Source organism: Microbacterium sp. APC 3901 (genome assembly GCF_030407765.1).
Lineage (GTDB): Bacteria > Actinomycetota > Actinomycetes > Actinomycetales > Microbacteriaceae > Microbacterium.
Genome location: NZ_JASDCU010000007.1, coordinates 149,794 through 171,943, shown reverse-complemented (window position 1 = coordinate 171,943; position 22,150 = coordinate 149,794). Strand labels below are relative to the sequence as shown.

The following is a 22,150-nucleotide window of genomic DNA, read 5'->3' as shown; positions in this document are numbered from 1 at the left end:
GACGCACACATGACGATCCAGGCACCTCCGGCCGAGGCCCCCACCCCCGTGGTGAAGCCCTCGCGCGAATCCCACGCCCGCCGCTTCCGCGGCCTCGGCTGGGGCTTCCTCATCAAGCTCGCGCTGATGGCGTTGGTCAACGCCTTCGGCATCATGACCGCGATCTCGGCCTGGAGCGCCGAGTCGTGGATCGTTCTCGGCGTGGTCGTGCTGCTGGTGATCATCGCCGACTGGGTGTACTTCACCCGCAAGGCGCTGCCGCTCAAGTATCTGCTGCCCGGGCTGATCTTCCTGCTCGTCTTCCAGGTCTTCATCTTCGGCTACACGGCGTACATCGCCTTCACGAACTACGGCACCGGTCACGTCGGCACACAGGAGCAGGCCGTCGAGGCCGCGCTGATCCAGGGCGAGCGCCGCATCGAGGGCTCGTCGGACTACCCGCTCTCGATCGTGCAGCGCGGCGGCGAGCTCGGCTTCGCGATCGTCGATGACGACGGCGACGTGCAGGTCGGATCCGCGACCGAACCGCTGACCACGGCATCCGACGCCGAGATCGGCACCACCGGCACCCCGAGCGAGGTCCCCGGCTGGGAGGTCGTCCCGAGGGCGGCCGTGCTGACCGATCCCACGCTCGGAGCGACGATCAAGGACCTCAGGGTCCCGGTCTCGGACGACCCGAACGACGGGTCGATCCGCACCCGCGAAGGATCCACCGGCTCGGTCTACGAACCCACGCTGGTGTGGGATGCCGAGGCGCAGACGATCACCGACACGCAGTCGGGCACGGTCTACACGGCCACGGATCTCGGTGCTTTCGTGGCCGAGGACGGCACGGCGCTGCCGACCGGCTGGTCGGTGAACGTCGGCTTCGCCAACTTCGTGAAGCTGTTCACCGACGCGAACCTCGCCGGCACCCTGCTGAGCGTCACGGTATGGACCTTCGCCTTCGCGATCCTGTCGGTCGTGCTCAGCTTCGCCGTCGGACTCGGCCTCGCGATCGTCTACAACGACCCCCGCGTCAAGGGGCGTCGGTTCCTGCGGGCGCTGTTCATCCTTCCCTATGCCTTCCCCGCGTTCATGGCCGCACTGCTGTTCCGCGGCATGTTCAACGCCGAGTTCGGCGTGATCAACGACCTGTTCTTCTTCGGCTCGCAGATCAACTGGCTCGGCGATCCGTGGCTGACCCGAGCCGCGGTGATCTTCGTGAACGTATGGCTCAGCTATCCCTACTGGTTCCTCGTGTGCACGGGCGCGCTGCAGTCGCTGCCGGGCGAGACGCTCGAGGCCGCCGAGATCGACGGTGCCAACAAGCTGCAGCGCTTCCGGGCGATCGTGCTGCCGCTGCTGCTCGTGTCGACCGCACCCCTGCTGATCGCCTCGTTCGCGGTGGCGTTCAACAACTTCACCGTGATCTACACCTTCAACAACGGCGGGCCGGCCATCGCCGGCGCTCCGTACGCACTGGGCTCGACCGACATCCTCGTCTCGGCCATCTACGACGTCTCCGGCGTCTCCGGTGGTGCGGCCGACTACGGCCTCGCGAGCGCGCTGTCGATCATCGCCTTCATCGTGGTCGGTCTCATCTCAGCGCTGAGCTTCCGACAGACCCGCAAGCTCGAGGAGTACCAGTGATGAGTGAGACCAGAGTCATCGTGACCGGTTCATCGAAAGAAGCGGATGCCGCGCGCGCAGGCGCCCGGCGGCGTCGGTGGTGGAGCGAGGTCGGCTGGAAGTACATCCTGGCCGCCGGCGTGCTGTTCTTCGCCGCGTTCCCGCTCGTCTACGTGCTGTCGGCATCGCTCAACCCGAACGGCAGCCTTGCGGCATCCAGCGCCCTGTTCAGTGCGTTCGACCCGGCGAACTACATCGCCCTCGGTGAATCCCGCTACTGGGTGTGGTTCGGCAACACCCTGCTGATCGGCGGCGTGACCGCGGTCGGCTCGGTGCTCATGGGCGCCTGCGGCGCCTACGCGTTCTCTCGGTTCCGCTTCAGCGGGCGGCGCGCGAGCCTCACGACGCTGCTCGTGCTGCAGATGTTCCCGCAGGCGCTCGCCTTCATCGCGATCTTCCTGATGCTGCAGACCATCGGCGACGTCGTGCCCGCACTCGGCATCAACTCGAAGATCGCGCTGATCTGCGTCTACCTCGGTGGGGCGCTCGGTGCGAACACCTTCCTGATGTACGGGTTCTTCAACACGATCCCCGTCGAGATCGACGAGTCCGCGAAGATCGACGGCGCCAGCCACGCGCAGATCTTCTGGCGGCTCATCATGCCGCTGGTCGTGCCGATCCTCGCGGTCGTCGCGCTGCTCGCGTTCCTCGCCGCGTTCGGTGACTTCATCCTGTCGAAGATCATCCTCACGTCCGAGGACAACTGGACCCTCGCCGTCGGCATGTACCAGTGGGTCTCGAACCAGCTGACCTCGCGCTGGGGCCTGTTCGCCGCCGGTGTCGTCGTCGCCGCCGTGCCCGTGCTCGCGCTGTTCTTCTCGCTGCAGAAGTACATCGTCGGCGGGCTCACCCAGGGATCCGTCAAGGGCTGATCCTCTCTTCCACCGCTCGAAAGGCCGTCATGCACCGTCGCACGCGTTCCCTTCTCTCCACCGCCCTGGCAACGGTCACCGCCGTCGCCCTGATCGGCGTCTCGGTTCCGGCGTCGGCCGCGTCGTCCGCGGCATCCGTGCCCGCGGCCGTCGCATCCGTCGAGCCGGTGGACGCCACCATCACCGTCCCTCGTGTCGAGAACCTGCCCGCTGACTTCATCGGCGGCGTCGACGTGTCGTCGGTGCTGTCGCTCGAGGCGTCAGGGGTCGTCTTCCGCGACGCCGACGGCGCACCGGGCGACCTGTTCGAGATCCTCACCGACGCCGGGGTCACCGACGTGCGAGTGCGCGTGTGGAACGACCCGTACGACGCGAACGGCAACGGCTACGGCGGCGGCGACGTCGACGTGGCCCGCGCGATCGAGATCTCACAGCGGGCGACGGATGCCGGGCTCGGCGTGCTCGTCGACTTCCACTACTCCGACTTCTGGGCCGACCCCGCCAAGCAGCAGGTGCCCAAGGCGTGGGAGGGCATGACGGCCGATCAGGTCGCCGCCGAGGTCGGCGCCTTCACCCGTGATGCCGTGCGACGGCTGGTGGATGCCGGAGTCGACCTGCGCATGGTGCAGGTGGGCAACGAGACCAACGGCGGAGTGGCCGGGGTGCGCGGCTGGGACGACATGGCGAAGGTGTTCTCGGCCGGCTCCGCCGCAGTGCGCGCGGAGGCGCCCGACACTCTCGTGGCCGTGCACTTCACGAACCCCGAGCGGGCCGGCTTCTATGCCGACGTCGCCGCACAGCTCGATCGCCGCGGGGTCGACTACGACGTGTTCGCCTCGTCGTACTACCCGTTCTGGCACGGCACTCCCGAGAACCTCACATCGGTGCTCTCGCACGTCGCCACGACCTACGGCAAGAAGGTCATGGTCGCCGAGACCTCATGGGCGTTCACGCTCGACGACGGAGACGGCCACGGCAACGTGGTCGACCTGCCGTCCGAGGCGACGCAGTACCCCGTGAGCGTGCAGGGTCAGGCCGATGCGGTGCGTGCGGTCGTGCAGGCGGTCGCCGACGTGGGCGAAGCCGGCATCGGCGTCTACTACTGGGAGCCCGCGTGGCTGCCGGTCGGGCCGCCCGCCGAGCTCGAGCAGAACAAGGTGCTGTGGGAGCGCGACGGGTCGGGCTGGGCGTCGAGCTTCGCCGGTGAGTACGAGCCCCATGATGCGGGCCAGTGGTTCGGTGGATCGGCGTGGGAGAACCAGGCGCTGTTCGGTTTCGACGGCACCGCATCCGACGCGCTGAACATCTTCTCGTACGTGCGCACCGGGGCCCAGGCCCCGCGCTCTGTCGAATCTGTGCAGCCGGTGACGCTGCAGTTGACCGAGGGCGATGACGTCGAGCTGCCGGGCGAGGTGTCCGTGCTCTACAACGACGGCTCGTCGGAGCAGCAGGCGGTCACGTGGTCTTCGGCCGTGGGGTTCATCGAGGGCATCGGCGAGTACACGATCTCGGGTGTGACGGATGCGGGCCTCGCGGCATCGGCCACGGTCACGATCTCGGCGCGCAACCATCTGCGCAACCCCGGCTTCGAAGACCCCGACACGAGCATGTGGAGCGTGAACGGAACCGGGCTCACTCTGCGTGCGTGGGACGACCCTCGCAGCGGCACTCATTCGGCGCACTTCTATTCGGCATCCGGCTACTCCTTCGACCTGTCGCAGACCGTGAGCGGACTGCCCGCAGGGTCGTACGTCGCGCGGGCGTCACTGCAGGGCGACGGGGAGGGCGCCGACGGGCGGGCATCGCTGTCGCTCTCGGCGCCGTCTGCGGCTGCTGGTGCTGCGGCCTTCGCGTTCGACGGCTGGCGGGTGTGGTCGACGCCGACGACGGAGCCGTTGCACGTGGGGGCTGACGGCACGGCTGTGGTGCGGATCTCCGCGGCGCTTCCGGCGGGGGCGTGGGGGACGATCGACGATCTCGAACTCGTGCGCGAACCGGTGCCCGGTGCCGACACCTCGCAGCTGCGAGAGCGGCGCGATGCGGCCGCGGCGCTCGACCTCGAAGCCTATGTCGAGTCGTCGACGGTCGCGTTGCCCGGTGCGATCGCTCGCGCCGACATCGTGCTGGCTGCCGCGAGTCCGAGTGCGTCGGCGGTCACGGGGGCGCTGGATGCACTGGCTGCCGCAGTCGACGCGCTCCTGCTTCAGGATGCGGCGACGACCGCCCCGGCTCGGGGAGTGCTGTCGCATGACAACGGCCACGATACGGGGCTGCTCGACGGCGACTTCACGCTCACCATGAACCTGTGGTGGGGGCAGAACGCCACGAAGCTGCGAGTGTTCGAGAACGGTGTGCTGATCAAGACCGTGCCGCTCACCTTCGGTGGGACCGCGGCGCAGACCGCGCAGGTCGCCGTGACGGGCAAGAAGAACGGCAGCTACGCCTACACCGGAGAACTGGTCAATTCGCGCGGGGTGACGGCGGTGAAGCCCGTGACCGTGAAGGTGCAGGATGCGGCGCCCGGCACTCCCGTGCTCTCGGCCGACAACTGGGACGGCGACGGCTCATACACTCTCACCGCCGACATGTGGTGGGGTACCAATGCGTCCTCGTACCGCCTGTACGAGGACGGCGTGCTGATCTCCGAGGGCGACATGGTCGCGAACAGCCCCGCCGCGCAGCGGGTGACGGTGCCGGTCGCCGGCCGCGCGGTGGGCAAGCACACCTACCGCGTCGAGTTCGTGAACGCCGCCGGGAGCACCCAGAGCAAGACGCTCACGGTGACGGTGAAGCGCTGACGTCACACGCCCGAGAGCCCGACATCCTGCGGCGGATGCCGGGCTCTCGGGCCGTTCACGGACTACTTGCTGAGGAAGTCCTTCAGCGCGGCGTTGACCTCGTCGGCGTGGGTCCAGAGCAGACCGTGCGGGGCGCCCTCGACCTCGACGTACGTCGCGGCCGGCACTGCCTGGTGGAACCGGCGGGCGGTGGCGTCGATCGGAAGGATGTTGTCCTTCGTGCCGTGCAGGATCAGCGTGGGCTTGCCCGCATCGCGCACGGCGTCGACATCGGCACGGAAGTCCTCGATCCATGACGAGACCACGGCGTAGGCCGCGACCGGAGCGCTGGTGACCGAGAGGTTCCAGTTGGCGTCGACGACCTGCTGGCTGATGCGGCTGCCGAGGTTCTCGTCGAGGTTGTAGAAGTTGTTGTAGAAGTCGGTAAACCAGGCGTAGCGGTCGCCCTTGGCTGCAGCCTCGATGCCGTCGAAGACGTCCTGAGGCACGCCCTCGGGGTTGTCGTCACGCTGCACGAGGAAAGGCTCGAGCGAGGCGAGGAACGCGAGCTTGGTGACCCGGTCGTGGCCGTACTTCGCGACGTAGCGGGCGAGCTCGCCCGTGCCCATCGAGAAGCCGACGAGCACGACGTCGCGCAGGTCGAGGGTCTCGAGCACCGTGTCGAGGTCGGCGGCGAACGTGTCGTAGTCGTATCCGGTGCCGACCTTCGACGACTGGCCGAATCCGCGGCGGTCGTAGGTGATGACGCGGTAGCCCTGCGCGAGCAGCTCGCGGGTCTGGCGCTCCCAGCTGTGTCCGTTCAGCGGGTACCCGTGGATCAGGACGACGGGCTGGCCCGATCCCTGGTCTTCGTAGTAGAGCTCGATCGGGGTGCTGTTCTCGTTTCCGACGGTGATGTAACCCATGATCCTGATCCTTTTCGGTCTGGTGAGAACGGTCGTTCTCGGCTGATGTCGTCCACTGTAGAGAACGCTCGTTCTCACGTCAAGTACACTGAGAACATGACGGAGCAAACGGTGCGTGAACAGATCCTTGCGGCTGCGGACGAGCTCTACTACCGCAAGGGGTACGCGGCTGTCGGCATGGACGAGCTGAGGGCCGCCGCCGGGGTGTCGCTGCGGCGCCTCTATGCGCTGTTCCCGTCGAAGACCGACATCGTCACGGCGGTCCTCGCCCGCAAGCACGGGGAGTGGGAGTCCGGTCTGACGGGGGCGGTGGCGGAAGCCGGGGCGGACCCGCGCGACCGACTGCTGGCCGTCTACGGGTATCTCGAGGACTGGTTCTGCACCGACGACTTCCGTGGCTGCGCCTTCATCAACGCATTCGGCGAGCTCGGCGGCACCAACCCCGAGGTGGCGAAGATCGTGCGCGACCACAAGGCGTCGTTCCAGGAGTACATGGCGGGGCTCGTGGTCGAGGCGGGGGCGCCGGCAGCCCTCGCCGCGCAGCTGTCGATCCTGGCCGAGGGTGCGCAGAGCACCGCGGCCATCGCCGCGGATCCGCAGGTGGCCGTGCAGGCGCGCAATGCAGCCGAGGTGCTGATCGACGCGGCGGTCGCTGCCTGATCTCAGTGCCGCCCGGTGGATTTAGCTAGCCTGGCTAGCGTTTTCGGGTGCCGGTGTCAAGGCTCGTGCGTTCCCGCCCTCGCGCGCGTATGGTGCGAGCATGGAATCCCGGATGCAGGACATCGGTCGCCAGACGATCATCATCGCTTCGGCGACCTTCATGCTGATAGCCGCGGCTGTCGGATCCGGCGCCTTCGGGGGAACCTCGGTGAGCGCACTGCAGGACGGGGCGCTGTCGGCCCAGGGGTCGTATCTCGCCCCGGCCGGCCCCGCCTTCTCGATCTGGTCGCTGATCTACCTCGGTCTGATCGCCTACACGGTGTGGCAGGCGCTTCCGGCGCAGCGCGCGGACGAACGACAGCGAGCGGTCGGCGGATGGATCGCCGCGTCGATGATCCTGAACGGCCTCTGGCTCGTGACGGCGCAGTTCCTGTCGCTTCCGCTGACGGTGCTCGTGATCGCGCTGCTGCTCGCCACCCTCGCCCGGGTCATCGTGATCCTCGGCCGCAGCCGAGCCCGCACCTGGCCCGAGCGCATCGTGGTCGATGGAGCGAACGGCCTGCACTTCGGCTGGGTCACGATCGCGACCGTGGCCAACACGACGGCCTGGTTCACACAGATCGCCCCGGCAGCGTGGGCAGACCAGGCCGAGATCTGGGCGGTCGCCGTGCTCGCGGTCGTGCTCGTGATCGGCGTGGCGAGTGCCCTCGTCACCCGGCGCATCGCCCCGGCCCTCGCGACTGCGTGGGGTCTCGGCTGGCTGGCGGTCGGACGCCTCACCGGCGAGCCCGAGAGCACCGTCACCGCGATCGCCGCGATCATCGTCGCGGTCGCCCTCGTCGCCGCGGGTGTCTGGGGAGTGCTGCGCCGCCCGCGCGCCGACGTCGCCCTCTGACGCAGCGCTCGGTCCCGAATAGCCTGTTCCCATGAGTGCAGATCAGCTGAGCTTTCACACGACGATCGGTGTCGAGGTCAAGGGCGAGACGTGGAGTTGCGTCGAGATACCCGGCTCCGCCGAGTTCTTCGGCACGGGCAAGACGGTCAGGGTCGACGCGCTGATAGACGATGTGAAGCTCGAGAACGTCGGCGCGATGGTGACCGGTACGGGTGCACACATGGTGTCGCTGAACGCGAAGGTGCGGAAGTCGCTGGGCAAGGACATCGGCGACACCGTCGAGGTCACGATCACCCGCCGCTAGACCGGCTCAGAGCACGAGCCGGTAGCCCATCCCCGACTCGGTGAGCAGATGCGCGGGGGCGCTGGGCTCGGCCTCGAGCTTCTTGCGCAGCTGCGACATGTAGAGCCGCAGGTAGCCCGAGTCGGAGACCTGCTCGCTGCCCCAGATCTCCTTCAGCAGATCCTGCCGGGTCACCAGGGCACCGGGATGCCGGGCGAGATGCTCGAGCATGCGCCATTCGGTGGGGGTGAGGTGCACCCGGGAACCCGCTCGCGTCACCGTCTTCGTCGCGAGGTCGACCACGACGTCACCGAATCCGACGGTCGACTCGCCGCCGGCTGGCACCGATCGACGCGACAGCGCCCGCAGCCGCGCGAGCAGCTCGTCGACCTGGAACGGCTTGGTGACGAAGTCGTCGGCTCCGGCATCCAGCGCCTCGACCTTGTCGGCCGACCCGGTGCGACCCGAGACGACGATGATCGGCACGGCCGTCCACCCGCGCAGCGCCTGGATCACCTCGATGCCGTCGAGCCGCGGCATGCCGAGGTCGAGCATGATGATGTCGGGGTGCGTCTGCGCGGCGGCGGCGACGGCTGCGGCACCGTCGGCGGCCACGACCACCTCGTAGCCGTGGGCGGCGAGGGTGATGCGCAACGCCCGCACCATCTGCGGGTCGTCATCGGCGATGAGGAGCTTCACTCCGTCTCCTCCTGCGTGAGATCGTGTTCTCCTGCCAGCGGCAGTGAGATGACCATGGTGAGTCCACCACCCGGGGTGTCCTCGGGTGTCAGGGTACCGCCCATGCCCTCGGTGAACCCGCGCGACAGCGCGAGGCCGAGGCCGAGGCCGGCGGTGTTGTCGGTGTCGCCGAGACGCTGGAACGGCTGGAAGATGCGGTCGTGATTCTCGGCCGGCACACCCTTGCCCCGGTCGACGATGCGGATCTCGGCGTGGTCGCCGATGGTGCTCGTCGACACGATCACGCGACTGTCGGTCGGAGCGTGCCGGTGCGCGTTCGCGATGACGTTCACGAGCACCCGCTGCAGCAGTACCGGATCGGCCGCCACGGCCGGCAGGTCGGCATCCAACGCCAGCTCCACGTCGTCGGGACCGAGAGCGAGTTCGTCGACGGCCGCGAGCACGGGACCCGCGACGTCGAGTCGCATGTTCGAGACGGCGAGAACGCCGGCCTGCACGCGGCTGACATCGAGCAGATCGGTCACGAGCGACGACAGGGTGGCGAGGCTCTCATCCGCCGTGGCGAGCAGCTCTTCACGATCGGATGCCGACAGGCCGTGCGCCCCGCGGAGTCCACCGATCGCCGCGACGGCCGAGGCGAGGGGGCGACGCAGGTCGTGGCTGACCGCCGAGAGCAGGGCGCTGCGCACCTGGTCGGTCTCGGCGAGAGCAGCGACCTCGCGGGCGGTGGCGCGCAGATCGGTATGCTCGATCGCGGCGGCGAGTTGGGCGACGATCGCGTCGAGCAGACGCCGGGCGGGGGTGTCGAGCGGTTCTCCGTGCAGTTCGAGCACGGCGGGTGCCGACCCGCCTGCCCCGACGGGAATCGAGGTGGCTCTGCCGTCGGGCACCGGTTCGCCGTCGCTCGCCAGCACCTCGCCGTCGGCGGTGAGCAAGCGCACGCCGGTGAGGCCGAACGCCTCACGAGTGCGGCTGACCATGGCGAGCACGGCGTTGTCTCCGCGGAGCACATTGCCGGCGACGGCGGCCAGCAGCTCGGCCTCGGCGGCGGCGCGCTGGGCGGTGCGGGCTCGCCGGGCGGCCTGGTCGACGATGATGCTGACGAGAACGGCGATCACGACGTACAGCGCGAGGGCGAGCACGTGCAGCGGATGCGCGATCGTGATGGTGAAGATCGGCGAGACGAACAGGAAGTCCAGCGTGATGCCCGACAGGACGGCTGCGAAGACGGCAGGTCGAAGACCGCCCACCAGGGCGACGACCACCACGAGCAGCTGGAACGCCAGCACCTCGACCGTGATCGACTCCGGGCTGCGGTAGGCGAACATCGCCCAGGAGAGGAGCGGTCCGATGACGAGCGCGATCACGAAGCCGAGCAGCTGACGACGCCAGCCGAGGGCTCCGCCGGTGATGCGGGGGAGTGCGGCGCGTCCGCCCGCGGCTGCGTGCGTCACGATGTGCACGTCGATGTCGCCGGAGCGGCGGATGACCTCCGATCCGATGCCCGGACCGGTCAGAGCAGCCGCAAGTCGTCCGCGTCGGCTGACGCCGATGACGAGCTGCGTGGCATCGGCCCCGTGCGCGAACTCGACGAGTGTGCCGGGGATGTCGTCGCCGATGATCTGGTGGAAGCTGCCGCCGAGAGACTCGACCAGCGAGCGCTGAGCGGCCAAGGCGCCGGGGGTCTCGTCTCGGAGGCCGTCTTGCGCGGCGATGTGCACGGCGAGCAGTTCCCCGCCGGCCGAGCGGGCGGCGATCCTGGCGCCTCGGCGCAGCAGGGTCTCGCCCTCGGGGCCGCCGGTGAGGGCGACGACCACGCGCTCCCGCGCTTGCCAGGTGCCCTCGATGCCATGGTCGGCGCGATAGCTGCGCAACGCGCTGTCGACCTCGTCGGCGAGCCACAGCAGTGCGAGCTCGCGCAGCGCGGTGAGGTTGCCGAGGCGGAAGTAGTTCGACAGCGCGGCATCGATGCGCTCGGCCGGATACACGAGACCTGCCGACAGTCGGTCACGCAGCGACTGCGGGGCGAGGTCGACGACCTCGATCTCGTCGGCGGCGCGCACCACGGCATCCGGGATCGTCTCCTGCTGCGCGATCCCGGTGATCTTCTCGACCACCGCGTTCAGCGATTCGATGTGCTGCACGTTCACCGTGGTGACGACGTCGATGCCGGCATCGAGCAGCGCGTCGACGTCCTGCCAGCGCTTCGTGTTCCGTGAACCGGGGGTGTTGGTGTGGGCGAGCTCGTCGACGAGGGCGATCTCGGGGCGACGCGCGAGCACCGCCTCCAGGTCCATCTCGCTCAGCGGCACGCCTCGATGCAGATCGGTGCGACGGGGAACCTCGGGGATGCCGATGGTCTGCGCCGCCGTCGCTGCGCGCTCATGCGTCTCGACGATCGCGATCACGATGTCGCGGCCCTCATCGAGCAGTCGGCGACCTTCGACGAGCATCTCGTAGGTCTTGCCGACACCGGGCGCGGCGCCGAGCAGCACGCGGAGTCGGCCGCGCCGCGGCATCCGCTCTGGCGTCATCAGCCCTCCTGCTCATCGAGCGCGAGATTGAGTTCGGCGACGTTGATGCGTTCTTCGCCGAGGAATCCCAGATCCCGCCCTTGAATCCTAGACTCCACCAGGTCGTGCACCTGCTGCTCGGGCAGACCGCGCTCGGCGGCCACCCGCGGCACCTGCAGCAGGGCGTAGGCGATGCTGATGTGCGGGTCGAGGCCCGAGCCGGATGCCGTCACCGCGTCGGCCGGCACATCGCTGACGCTCACACCCTCGCGCTCGGCGATGGCCGCCTGGCGCTCGGCGATCGACGCGACGAGATCGGCGTTCTCCGGCCCGAGGTTGCTGCCGCCCGAGCTGGTTCCGTCGTAGCCGTCACCCGCGGCAGAGGGTCGCGACTGGAAGTACTCGGGAAGCGCCGCGCCGTCGGCATCCGTGAAGGACTGACCGATCAGCGAGCTGCCCTTGTCGTCGGCGAGCGGCGAGCCGTTCGCCTGCCACGGAAGCAGCAGCTGCCCGATGCCGGTGACGACGAGCGTGTACCCGACGCCGAGTATGAGGGTGAGTACGAGCATCGCGCGGATGGCGACGCCGGCGGTGCGGGCCGTGGTGCGGGTGGAGGACATGGGATGCCTTTCAGGGTCTGAATCGTCAGAAGCCGGGGATGAGGGTGATGACGAGGTCGATCAGCTTGATGCCGATGAACGGCGCGATCACTCCGCCGAGGCCGTAGACGAGCAGGTTGCGCTGCAGGATCTGCGAGGCGCTCGCCGGCCGGTACTTCACGCCGCGAAGAGCGAGCGGAATCAGGAAGACGATCACGATCGCGTTGAAGATGATTGCGCTGGTGACGGCGGATGCCGGCGAGTGCAGCTGCATGATGTTGAGCGCCGCGAGCCCGGGGAAGACGCCCATGAACATCGCCGGGATGATGGCGAAGTACTTGGCGATGTCGTTCGCGAGCGAGAACGTCGTGAGGGCTCCTCGGGTGATGAGCAGCTGCTTGCCGATGCGCACGATGTCGATGAGCTTGGTCGGATCCGAATCGAGGTCGACCATGTTGCCGGCCTCCTTCGCGGCCGACGTGCCGGTGTTCATCGCGACGCCGACGTCGGCCTGGGCGAGCGCCGGGGCGTCGTTCGTGCCGTCGCCGGTCATGGCGACGAGTCGGCCGCCCTCCTGCTCGCGCTTGATCAGCTCGAGCTTCTGCTCCGGAGTCGCCTCGGCGAGGAAGTCGTCGACCCCGGCCTCCTTCGCGATCGCGGCGGCGGTCAGCGGGTTGTCGCCCGTGATCATGACCGTACGGATGCCCATGCTGCGCAGCTCTTCGAACCGCTCGCGCAGGCCGTCCTTCACGATGTCCTTGAGGTGCACGACGCCGAGCACTTCGCCGGCGCCCTCGGCAGGCTTCACGGCGACGACCAAGGGGGTGCCGCCGCTCGACGCGACGCGGTCGGTGAGGTCGGTCAGCTCAGCATCCGTGTCGAGCCCCATCCATGCGCTCACCGCCGAGCCGGCGCCCTTGCGGATCTGCGTGCCGTCCGCGAGGTCGAGACCCGACATGCGGGTCTGTGCGGTGAAGGGCACGACCACGGCATCCGCCGGCTTGTCGATCCGGATGCCGTGGGCGGCCGCCAACTCGACGATCGACGCGCCTTCGGGTGTGGGGTCGGCGAGCGACGACAGCGCGGCGACGCGCAGCAGTTCGTCTGCGTCGACCCCTGCGAGCGGCAGCACCTCGTGAGCGCGGCGGTTGCCGTAGGTGATGGTTCCGGTCTTGTCGAGCAGCAGGGTCGTCACGTCACCCGCGGCCTCGACGGCACGGCCCGACATCGCGAGTACGTTGCGCTGCACGAGACGGTCCATGCCGGCGATGCCGATGGCCGAGAGCAGGGCGCCGATCGTGGTGGGGATCAGGCAGACGAGCAGGGCGATGAGTACCGGGATGCTGACGGGCGAGGCCGCGTACGACGCGATCGGGTTGAGCGCCAGCACCACGACGACGAACACGATCGACAGGCTCGCGAGCAGGATGTTGAGCGCGATCTCGTTGGGCGTCCGCTGGCGACTGGCGCCCTCGACGAGCGCGATCATGCGGTCGACGAACGTCTCGCCGGGCTTCGAGGTGATGCGCACGACGATGCGGTCCGAGAGCACACGGGTGCCACCGGTGACGGCGCTGCGGTCGCCGCCGGATTCGCGGACGACCGGGGCGCTCTCGCCCGTGATGGCCGACTCGTCGACGGTGGCGATGCCGGCGATGATGTCACCGTCGCCGGGGATCAGCTCGCCCGCCGTGACGATCACGATGTCGTCGCGCTGCAGCTCGACAGACGAGACGTCGACCGTCTCGGAGCGCTCTGCCGTGGCATCCGCGCCGGCGTCGTAGCGGACGACCTTGCGCGCCATCGTGCTGGTGCGGGTCTTGCGCAGGCTCGCGGCCTGCGCCTTGCCGCGGCCTTCGGCCACGGACTCTGCGACGTTGGCGAACAGCACGGTCAGCCACAGCCAGATCGCGATGCCCCAGGTGAACGGCGCGGGCACCGGGGTTCCGCCCGAGTCGGCCGGCCCACCCAGGAACGGCTCGGCGATCGCGAGCACGGTCGTGAACGCGGCGCCTACCCAGACGAGCAGCATCACAGGATTGCGCACGAGGGACGCGGGGTTGAGCTTGCGCAGCGCGCCCGGCAGAGCCTGGGTCAGCTGAGCCCAGCCGAACGCGCGGGGAGGTTCGGCGGGGGTGGATGCCGCAGCATCCTGCTGCTCCGATGGTGTGGTGATGATGGTCATGTCAGACGAGTCCTTCAGCGAGGGGTCCCAGTGCGAGCACGGGGAAGTAGGTGAGTGCCGTGATGATGACCGTGACGGCGGTGAGCAGGCCGACGAACTGCGGTCGGTGCGTCGGCAGGGTTCCGGTGTTCTCCGGCACGCGCTGCTGCGCGGCGAAGGATCCGGCGAGGGCCAGCACGAGCACGATCGGCAGGAACCGCCCGAGCAGCATCGCGATGCCCAGTGCGGTGTTGAACCACGGGGTGTTCGCGGTGAGGCCGGCGAAGGCGGAGCCGTTGTTGTTCGATGCCGAGGTGAAGGCGTAGAGCACCTCGCTCATGCCGTGCACGCCGGGATTCAGGATGCTGGTCGCCTCGACATCCGCACGGATGCCGGGGATCGCGAAGCTCAGTGCCGTGCCGATCAGCACGAGGGTGGGCGTCACGAGGATGTAGAGGCTCGCGAGCTTGATCTCTTTCGGGCCGATGCGCTTGCCGAGGTACTCGGGGGTGCGGCCGACGAGCAGTCCGCCGACGAACACCGCGATGATCGCGAGCACGAGCATGCCGTACAGACCAGAGCCGACGCCGCCGGGGGCGACCTCGCCGAGCATCATGTTGAGCATCGGCATCATGCCGCCGAGCGCCGTGTACGAGTCGTGCATCGAGTTGACGGCGCCGGTCGAAGTGAGGGTGCTGGCGCTGCCGAAGAGCGTGGATCCGAGGATGCCGAAGCGCACCTCTTTGCCCTCCATGGCGGCGCCCGCGAGTTCGGGTGCCGAACCGCGGCCGGCGAGCTCGAGGGCCGAGAGCGCGAAGGTCGAGATCAGGAAGATCGTGCCCATCACGGCGGCGATCGCGTAGCCCTGGCGGTTGTCGCCGATCATGCGGCCGAAGGTGCGCGGGAGCGAGAACGGGATCACGAGGATCAGCAGGATCTGCAGCAGGCTGGTCCACCCCGTCGGGTTCTCGAACGGATGCGCCGAGTTGGCGTTGTAGAACCCGCCGCCGTTGGTGCCGAGCAGCTTGATGGCCTCCTGTGAGGCGACCGGCCCACCGGGGATGGTCTGCGTGCCCCCGGAGACAGTGGTCACATCGGTGAAGCCGGCGAAGTTCTGCACCACGCCGCCCGCGATCAGCGCGATGGCGGCGATCAGAGCGATCGGCAGCAGGATGCGTCCGAGTCCGCGGATCAGGTCGACCCAGAAGTTGCCGATCGTGGTCGAGCCGCGGCGCGAGAGGCCGCGGATCAGAGCGACCGCGACGGCCAGGCCGACGGCGGCCGAGACGAAGTTCTGCACCGTGAGGCTCGCGAGCTGCACGGTGTAGCCCAGGGTCTGCTCGGGCGAATACGACTGCCAGTTGGTGTTCGCCACGAAAGACGCGGCGGTGTTGAACGCGAGCCCCTCAGGCACCGCGGGGAGACCGAGCGACTCGGGCAGGAAGCCCTGCAGACGCTGCAGCCCGTAGACCAGCAGCAGGCCGACGACCGAGAACGCGAGGACACTGCGTGCGTACGCCCGCCAGGTCTGCTCGGATGCCGGGTCGACGCCGATCAGGCGGAAGATGCCCCGCTCGGCCTTCAGGTCACGAGGTGTGCTGAATACGTGGGCCATGTAGTCGCCCACGGGGCGGTAGAGCAGCACGAGGGCGACGATGAGCACGGCGGCCTGCAGGATGCCGAACCAGAGTTCGGAACCGGCGCCCATCAGAACTTCTCCGGAGCGACGAGAGCCACCACGAGGTAGACGACGGCGGCCACGGCGAGGGCGGCGGCGATGATCTCGAAGACGATCACAGTCGCTCCACCCCCTTCGCGACCAGAGAGACGAGGGCGAACAGCGCGAGAGTCAGCGCGATGTAGATGATGTCGAGCACGAGACTCGATACAACTCCCGTGCAGACCGGAATATCGCGATCCTCACGCTTTGCCTACGGGGGCGTGCGGGATGCATGCGCGTTGCTCACGCTCCGAGGTCGTGCGGACTTTTTCGCGCCTCGTTGTCGCATCCCGCCGTCGTCGTTCGTGGCGCAGGTAGGAGGCGACCGCTTCGGGTGGTCTCGCAGACGAGAGGCGCGGTGACGACGTGTACAACGATCCGATGATGGCGAGTGTTCTCTACCGGCTGGAGGCCGAGGAGGCAGAGCAGACCATCGAGCGGCGCCGCGTCGCGCTCGAGCATCCCCGCTTGACCAGGCGGCCGTCGCTGTGGGCTCGCGCTCGCCGCGTCTGGGCGGGCGGGTCTTCTCGTCGACCCCTCGAAGGGGAATGATCGTGGTGACGGTCGGTTCGCTGCAGGTGCCGCTCGTCCGAACGGATGGAGAGAACACGCATGACGCGAGGGGACGCCATCCAGGGGTCGCGGTGCGGGATGACGCGATGACGTCGGATGCCGGGCGGGCGCGAACCGGTGATGTCGATGCGCGCGTCGCCCAGGTCTATCGCGAGGAGTGGGCGCGGATCGTCGCCGGGCTGACTCGGCGCTGCGGTGATCTCGGGCTCGCCGAAGAGATGGCGGCCGAGGCGTTCGCCTCCGCTGTCGAGCGCTGGCCGGCCGAGGGCGTGCCACCGAATCCGGGCGGATGGATCACCACCACCGCCTATCGCAAGGCCATCGATCGGCTGCGTCGGGAGTCGTCGCGCGACGCGAAGCAGCGGGAGGCACTGATGCTGCACGATCCCGAACCTCCCGAGCCGACCGGCGCCATCGACGATGATCGGCTGCGCCTGCTCTTCACGTGCTGCCATCCGGCGCTGTCGCTCGAAGGGCGCGTCGCTCTGACTCTGCGCGTGGTCGCCGGCCTCACGGTCGAGGAGATCGCGCGAGCCTTCCTGATGCAGGAATCCGCTGTGCGGCAGCGCATCACGCGGGCGAAGTCGAAGATCAAGACCGCGCAGATCCCCTATCAGGTGCCCGCGCCTGAAGATCTGCGCGTGCGCATCGACGGGGTGCTGGCAGTGCTCTATCTCGTGTTCAACGAGGGCTACTTCGCATCCGGCTCAGAGACGCCGGCGATCCGCACCGAGCTGACCACCGAGGCGATCCGGCTCACCAGACTCGTGAGAGAGCTGCTGCCCGACGACGCAGAGGTCGCGGGGATCCTGGCACTGATGCTGCTCAGCGAGGCGCGCTCTCCGGCCCGGATCACGGCTGACGGCGAGCTGGTGCGGCTCGATGAGCAGGACCGCGGGCTGTGGAATCGTGAGCTGATCGACGAAGGCCTGTCACTTCTCGACCGACTGCGCGGCTCGGCGCCGGGTCGCTACACGCTGCTCGCCCAGATCAACGCGGTGCACGCGGCCGCAGTGGATGCGGAGCACACCGACTGGCAACGCATCGTCGAGCTCTACGAGCAGCTGGAGCGCGTCGACCCGAGTCCGGTCGTCACTCTCGGCAGAGCTGTGGCGATCGCCGAGCGGGACTCACCGCAGCAGGCGATGGTCATCGTCGAGTCGCTGCGCGATGAACTGGCGGACTTTCACGGCTTGCATGTGACGCGGGCCGAGCTGCTGCGCGCAGCGGGCAGACCAGCGGATGCCGTGGACGCCTACGACCGAGCGATCTCGTTGGCGAGCAACGACGCCGAGATCGCACACCTGACCCGGCGCCGAGACGCGCTCGGGCACACACCGAATGGAGAGAGCAGATGAGCAACAAGTACCTCGTGATCCATATGACCGACCCGACCGGCGAGACGATGCCGCGCGATGCCGACCAGCGTCTGCTCGGTGAGTGGGCGCAAGAGGGCGATGCGGCCGGACGACTGGGCGACGGCGCACCCGTGGCCGGCCCCGAAGAGGCGAAGTCCGTGGCGGTGCGAGACGGCAAGGTGCTCGTCACCGACGGCCCGTTCCCCGAGTTCAAGGAGTGGTTCGCGGGCTACGACATCGTCACAGCCGAGTCGATGGACGAGGCTGCGAGCTTCATGGCGAAGCATCCGAGCGCGGTGATGGGGCGGGTGTACATCCTGCCCGTGGTGAAGCTCCCCTGGGAGGAGGACTGAGCGTCGCGGGCTGACCGGATCTACACTCAGCGAGTGAGTGCGACGCGACGGCGGCTGGGAGCAGGGACGATCATCGTCCTGGTGCTCAGCGCCGTGGCACTCGTCTGCATCGTCACGGGGGTGCTCCCACCCGCGGATGCCGGGGCGCTCGGTGCCCGCATCGCCCCGGTGCTCGGGTTCGTCATCGCGATCACGATCGTCGCGGAGCTTGCCCGAGATGCCGCGGTGTTCGACGTCGTCGCGCAGCGCCTCGCCCGCTGGGGTCACGGGCGGGTCATCCTGCTCTGGCTGTCCGTCGTGGTGCTGGCCGTCATCAGCACGGTGTTCCTGTCGCTCGACACCACGGCGGTGATCGTGACGCCGGTCGTGGTCGTGCTCGCGCAGAGCGTCGGCATCCCTCCGCTGCCGTTCGCCCTCGTCACGGTGTGGCTGGCGAACACGGCATCCCTCGCCCTGCCCGTGTCGAACCTCACCAACCTGCTCGCGGCGCGGTCGATCGGTGACGACCCTCTCGCGTTCCTCGCGCTGAGCTGGGCGCCGACGCTCGTCGGGGTGCTCGTGCCCGTCGTGATCCTCACACTGCGACACCGGCGAACGCTCTTCGGCGGTTATCGCACTCCGACAGGCGGTGACCCGTCCGACCGGGTGCTCTTCTGGGCGGCCTCCGGCATCCTGCTGCTCCTGATGCCGCTGCTCGCACTGACCCATGACGTCTGGATCCCTGCGACGGTCGCGGCGCTCGTGCTCATCGTCGTGTTCGGCATCCGGCGTGGTCATGTGCTGCGCCTCTCGCTCGTGCCGTGGCAGGCGATCGGCCTGGCGGCGGCCCTGTTCGTCGTGGTCGAGACCGCCCACGCGAACGGCATCCTGGACTTCCTGTCGGTCCTCGCGACCAGCGGGCACGCGCCCGCAGAGCTGCTGCGTCTCTCTGCAGCGGGCGCGCTCGCCGCGAACGGCGTGAACAACCTGCCCGCCTATCTGATCCTCGAACCCACCGCCGGCGATCCGGTCGCGCTCATGGCGCTGCTGATCGGAGTGAACCTCGGCCCGCTGATCACACCGTGGGCATCGCTCGCCACGCTGCTCTGGCACCACAGGGTGGTGTCGCTGGGCGTCGAGATCCGCTGGGGCAGTCTGATGCTCTGGGGCGCGATCGTCGCGGTGCCGACGGTGCTCGTCGCGACGCTCGTGCTGGCGGTCATGGCCGGCTGAGACCGTGCATCGTGATTCCGGCCCCAGGGCAGGGAAAAGGGCAGCGACTCGCGTCACGGGATCTGGGGGGAGGTCCGCGGCTTGACATGGGGAGTGTCTGCCGGGTGAGGGTCGCTGCCCTACGCCTCCACGCTACGCATATATCGTCGGATCCGGTGAAACTTCAGTGCCTGATGTATGGTGCGAGGGCCCGACACCGGCATAAAGTGTGCCCGTGGGCGACATCAGCGCATCTCTGCCGATTCGGCCGCGGCAGCTGATCCGCGACCAGGTCTTCGCCACGCTCGCCGAAGAGATCATCTCGGGCCGCATGCAGCCCCTCGAAGAGATCCGCGACCAGGATCTGCAGGCCGAATACGGCGTCTCCCGCACGCCCATCCGCGAGGCGCTGAACCGCCTCGCCGACCTCGGGCTCATCGAGGTCAGCACCAACCGGTTCACTCGCGTCGCCCCGGTCGATCTCGCCGCCCAGGCCGAGCGGGTCGAGACCGCCGTCGCGTTGATCGGCTACTGCGCGGTCACAGCCGTGCCGACCTACACCGACGAGCAGGTCGCGTCGCTGCAGGCGCGCATCGACGGACTGCTCGCCGCCGGCCTCGCCGGAGCCTCCACCCGCGAAGGGCTCGGCCTCTGGTACGCGCTGTGGGGTGAGATCGTGCTGAGCGCCCACAACCAGACGATGATCGACATCCTCGACGGGCAACTCGTTCTGCATCTGACCAGAACCGTGCCCGCGCAGCCGGTCGCCCCTGAGCTCGTCGACTTCATGCGCACGGGTCTCGAACAGCTGCGCGCGCTGCTCGAGCGACGAGATGGCGTCGGGGTGCGCGAGGTCATCGAACCTCTGTTCCTGAGATCGACGATCGAGCCGCTCCGAGCGGCGGCGGCGCTCGCAGCGTCCGCCTCCGGCGATCCGACACGCATCGGCCGATCACCCGGGGAATGACATGCCCGACCGGCGGATCGACAAGCTGAACTCCACGCGACTGCTGGGAGGGGTCGAGCAGCCACTGCCTCTCTTCACTTCGAGAGCGGATGCCGTCGTCGACTCTCTCGCGCACTCGATCGAGTCGGGCGAACTCGCCCCCGGCGACCCCCTGTCGGTCACCGCTCTCGTGCAGCGCCTCAACGTCGCCGCCGGCACCGTGCGCTCGGCCCTCGGCGCGCTCGAGGCGATGCACCTGATCGACCACCGGCTCAACAGGGCGTCGGTCGTCGTGACGCCGACCCCCGCGTGGTTCGTCGCCGTCGCCGCCGAGTGCTCCGGGCTGTCGATCGCGGCGGCCGACCTCGGCATCGCGCAGGCCACCGACGCGCAGATAGCCGAGTTCGCCGCATGCGCGGCGACCGTCAGAGAGCTCTGGGAGACCGACGACAACGACCAGGTCGTCGGAGCAGAGGGGCTGTGGGAGCTGCTCGATCTGCTCGCGGTGTTCTCGCGCAATCGATACCTGAGCACCCTGCACGCGTCGAAGAGACCCGCGCTGGTGCTCGGCATCCGCTCGCTCAGCCGACCTCGCAACCCCGCGATGCTGCGATCGGTCGTCGACGCGCTCGTCGCCGCGGCGCGCGACCGCGACCGTCTCGAGGCGACCGACCTGGTGAGAGACCTCTACACCTTCGTGGTCGACGGAGTCACAGACCTCTGACCGTCGGCGTCCACTCCTCGGCGAGGATGCCGTAGTTCAGGCCGTCGAGCCACTCGCCCGACCGGTGCAGAGCGGTCTTGCGGCTGAACTCCTCTCGACGCATGCCGAGTCGCTCCATGAGGCGCCATGACGGCTCGTTGTCGGCGAAGCAGCCGGCGTGCACCCGGCGCAGCCCCAGGGGCCCGAAGCAGACGTCGATCACCGCGCGGATCGACTCGGTCGCATAGCCGCGGCCGGTGTGTTCCGGATCGAGCACCCAGCCGAGCTCGGCCTCGACGCCCTTCGCCTCGTCGGCGACCTCGAGCTGCGCCCACCCGTCGCCGATCCTGATCATGATGTCGCCGATCGGCTCGGGTGCCGCATCGTCGCCAGCGGGAAGCAGCTCGACGATGTGCATCGAGGCGAGCCGCTCGGGGTCGAGGTATCGCTCACGGAACGCCTCGATCGACTCAGGAGCCAGCCCGAGCCAGCGGTTCACCTCGGGCAGGCGCCGCCACTGCCACATCGCGTCGACGTCGGATGCGGTCATCGGCCGGATCTGCAGCCGCTCGGTGCGGACGGGCCAGACGTCGGCGTGCGGCGATTCTGTCATCGACACAGCCTATTGAGACGAGTCGCCGGATACGCGCCGCATCTCGGCTGCGAGCGCCGCGTTCGTCTCGTCGAACCGCCCGGTGATGTTGTCTCGCACCTCGGGAGACTTGTTCTGGCTCAGCTTGGCGCGCGCATCGAAGCGGTCGACGCGCATTCTCAGACCCACAGTGCCCTTCGCCGCTCGGCGCGTGCCGGCCTCATCCTCCGACAGGCTGCGGCCATGCGGCGTTCCGCTCTCGAAGTGGTCGGTCAGTAGCGCGAGCATGGCGTAGTTCTCCTCCTCGCCGAGGATCTCGGGTGTGCCGTAGAGGTGGGCGGTGACGTGGTTCCAGGTCGGCACCAGCTCGCCCGGCGCGTAGAGGCTGGGCGACACGTAGTCGTGGGGGCCCTGGATGATCACGAGGATCTCGTGGTCGCCCAGCTCGTGCAGCTGCTCGTCGGGGCGGCCGAAGTGACTCGCGATCACGATCTCGTGCTCGTCTTCGATCAGCAACGCGGGATAGTGCGACGCGACCAGTCCGGTGCTCGCGGGCGACACGAACGTGGCCCACGGGTTGCCGCGGATGAGGCGCTTCACCTCGAGTGGGTCGGTCATCAGGTAGCGGGGTGTGTGGCGCATGAGAGATCCTCTT

The 22,150-nt window shown here is 68.6% G+C and carries 20 protein-coding genes; 11 read left to right on the top strand and 9 right to left on the bottom strand.

Annotated elements, in window-relative coordinates; translation table 11 throughout:
• The first annotated feature begins 9 nt into the window (after positions 1-9).
• From QMA07_RS08500 to QMA07_RS08490, 3 genes are read left to right on the top strand one after another with little or no spacing between them, the layout of a single operon-like run.
• Positions 10-1,632 (top strand): ABC transporter permease subunit, encoded by a 1,623-nt coding sequence (locus QMA07_RS08500; RefSeq protein WP_290161141.1) that lies wholly within the window; start codon positions 10-12, stop codon positions 1,630-1,632.
• On the top strand, positions 1,632-2,543 hold the full coding sequence (locus QMA07_RS08495) for an ABC transporter permease subunit (protein WP_140035885.1): 912 nt from the start codon (positions 1,632-1,634) through the stop codon (positions 2,541-2,543). The genes QMA07_RS08500 and QMA07_RS08495 overlap by 1 nt, the downstream gene beginning before the upstream one ends.
• A 29-nt stretch (positions 2,544-2,572) precedes the next feature.
• On the top strand, positions 2,573-5,341 hold the full coding sequence (locus tag QMA07_RS08490) for a glycosyl hydrolase 53 family protein (protein WP_290161140.1): 2,769 nt from the start codon (positions 2,573-2,575) through the stop codon (positions 5,339-5,341).
• Positions 5,342-5,403: 62 nt separating this feature from the next.
• Here QMA07_RS08490 and QMA07_RS08485 read toward each other — a convergent pair whose 3' ends face one another.
• Entirely contained in the window at positions 5,404-6,246 is an 843-nt protein-coding gene (locus tag QMA07_RS08485; protein WP_290161139.1) for an alpha/beta hydrolase, read from the bottom strand.
• A 96-nt stretch (positions 6,247-6,342) separates the two neighbouring features.
• Between QMA07_RS08485 and QMA07_RS08480 the strand changes: the two genes are divergently transcribed.
• The 3 genes from QMA07_RS08480 to QMA07_RS08470 all read left to right on the top strand — a co-directional run bounded on the left by QMA07_RS08480 (position 6,343) and on the right by QMA07_RS08470 (position 8,105).
• Positions 6,343-6,906 carry a TetR/AcrR family transcriptional regulator gene (locus QMA07_RS08480; protein WP_290161138.1) on the top strand — a complete coding sequence of 188 codons (564 nt, stop codon included), beginning with the start codon at positions 6,343-6,345 and terminating at the stop codon, positions 6,904-6,906.
• Between the two features lie 100 nt (positions 6,907-7,006).
• Positions 7,007-7,801: a tryptophan-rich sensory protein gene (locus tag QMA07_RS08475; RefSeq protein ID WP_290161137.1), complete on the top strand. Its 795-nt coding sequence runs from the start codon at positions 7,007-7,009 to the stop codon at positions 7,799-7,801.
• Positions 7,802-7,832: 31 nt separating this feature from the next.
• Positions 7,833-8,105 carry a DUF1905 domain-containing protein gene (locus QMA07_RS08470; protein WP_290161136.1) on the top strand — a complete coding sequence of 91 codons (273 nt, stop codon included), beginning with the start codon at positions 7,833-7,835 and terminating at the stop codon, positions 8,103-8,105.
• Positions 8,106-8,111: 6 nt separating this feature from the next.
• Here the strand turns inward: QMA07_RS08470 and QMA07_RS08465 are convergent, their stop codons facing one another.
• The 6 genes from QMA07_RS08465 to QMA07_RS08440 are packed head-to-tail and all read right to left on the bottom strand — an operon-like array spanning position 8,112 to position 15,856.
• Positions 8,112-8,783: a response regulator gene (locus tag QMA07_RS08465; protein WP_290161135.1), complete on the bottom strand. Its 672-nt coding sequence runs from the start codon at positions 8,781-8,783 to the stop codon at positions 8,112-8,114.
• On the bottom strand, positions 8,780-11,302 hold the full coding sequence (locus tag QMA07_RS08460; RefSeq protein WP_290161178.1) for an ATP-binding protein: 2,523 nt from the start codon (positions 11,300-11,302) through the stop codon (positions 8,780-8,782). Before QMA07_RS08460 ends, QMA07_RS08465 begins: the two co-directional genes overlap by 4 nt.
• Positions 11,303-11,316: 14 nt before the next feature.
• Complete coding sequence (kdpC, locus tag QMA07_RS08455) at positions 11,317-11,916, bottom strand: potassium-transporting ATPase subunit KdpC (RefSeq protein WP_290161134.1); 600 nt, start codon at positions 11,914-11,916, stop codon at positions 11,317-11,319.
• A gap of 25 nt (positions 11,917-11,941) precedes the next feature.
• The gene (gene kdpB / locus QMA07_RS08450; protein ID WP_290161133.1) at positions 11,942-14,080 is read right to left on the bottom strand and encodes a potassium-transporting ATPase subunit KdpB; all 2,139 of its coding nucleotides are present in this window, start codon (positions 14,078-14,080) and stop codon (positions 11,942-11,944) included.
• Between the two features lies 1 nt (position 14,081).
• On the bottom strand, positions 14,082-15,767 hold the full coding sequence (gene kdpA, locus QMA07_RS08445; protein ID WP_290161132.1) for a potassium-transporting ATPase subunit KdpA: 1,686 nt from the start codon (positions 15,765-15,767) through the stop codon (positions 14,082-14,084).
• Complete coding sequence (locus QMA07_RS08440; RefSeq protein WP_056276367.1) at positions 15,767-15,856, bottom strand: potassium-transporting ATPase subunit F; 90 nt, start codon at positions 15,854-15,856, stop codon at positions 15,767-15,769. Before QMA07_RS08440 ends, kdpA begins: the two co-directional genes overlap by 1 nt.
• 477 nt (positions 15,857-16,333) lie before the next feature.
• On the opposite strand from QMA07_RS08440, the gene QMA07_RS08435 reads away from it, so the two are divergent.
• The 5 genes from QMA07_RS08435 (at position 16,334) to QMA07_RS08415 (ending at position 20,924) form a co-directional block, all read left to right on the top strand.
• The gene (locus QMA07_RS08435) at positions 16,334-17,710 is read left to right on the top strand and encodes a sigma-70 family RNA polymerase sigma factor (protein ID WP_356762552.1); all 1,377 of its coding nucleotides are present in this window, start codon (positions 16,334-16,336) and stop codon (positions 17,708-17,710) included.
• Complete coding sequence (locus QMA07_RS08430; protein WP_290161131.1) at positions 17,707-18,063, top strand: YciI family protein; 357 nt, start codon at positions 17,707-17,709, stop codon at positions 18,061-18,063. Before QMA07_RS08435 ends, QMA07_RS08430 begins: the two co-directional genes overlap by 4 nt.
• Before the next feature lie 33 nt (positions 18,064-18,096).
• Positions 18,097-19,275, top strand: a complete 1,179-nt coding sequence (locus QMA07_RS08425; RefSeq protein ID WP_290161130.1) for an SLC13 family permease — start codon at positions 18,097-18,099, stop codon at positions 19,273-19,275.
• A 214-nt stretch (positions 19,276-19,489) separates the two neighbouring features.
• Positions 19,490-20,221: a GntR family transcriptional regulator gene (locus QMA07_RS08420; protein WP_290161129.1), complete on the top strand. Its 732-nt coding sequence runs from the start codon at positions 19,490-19,492 to the stop codon at positions 20,219-20,221.
• 1 nt (position 20,222) lies between these two features.
• Positions 20,223-20,924, top strand: a complete 702-nt coding sequence (locus tag QMA07_RS08415; protein WP_290161128.1) for a GntR family transcriptional regulator — start codon at positions 20,223-20,225, stop codon at positions 20,922-20,924.
• On the opposite strand, the gene QMA07_RS08410 is transcribed toward QMA07_RS08415, so the two are convergent.
• A complete protein-coding gene (locus QMA07_RS08410; RefSeq protein WP_290161127.1) occupies positions 20,911-21,516 on the bottom strand; it encodes a GNAT family protein in 606 nt (201 codons plus the stop codon). The genes QMA07_RS08415 and QMA07_RS08410 overlap by 14 nt on opposite strands.
• 9 nt (positions 21,517-21,525) lie before the next feature.
• On the bottom strand, positions 21,526-22,137 hold the full coding sequence (locus QMA07_RS08405; protein WP_290161126.1) for an FMN-binding negative transcriptional regulator: 612 nt from the start codon (positions 22,135-22,137) through the stop codon (positions 21,526-21,528).
• Positions 22,138-22,150 lie beyond the last annotated feature (13 nt).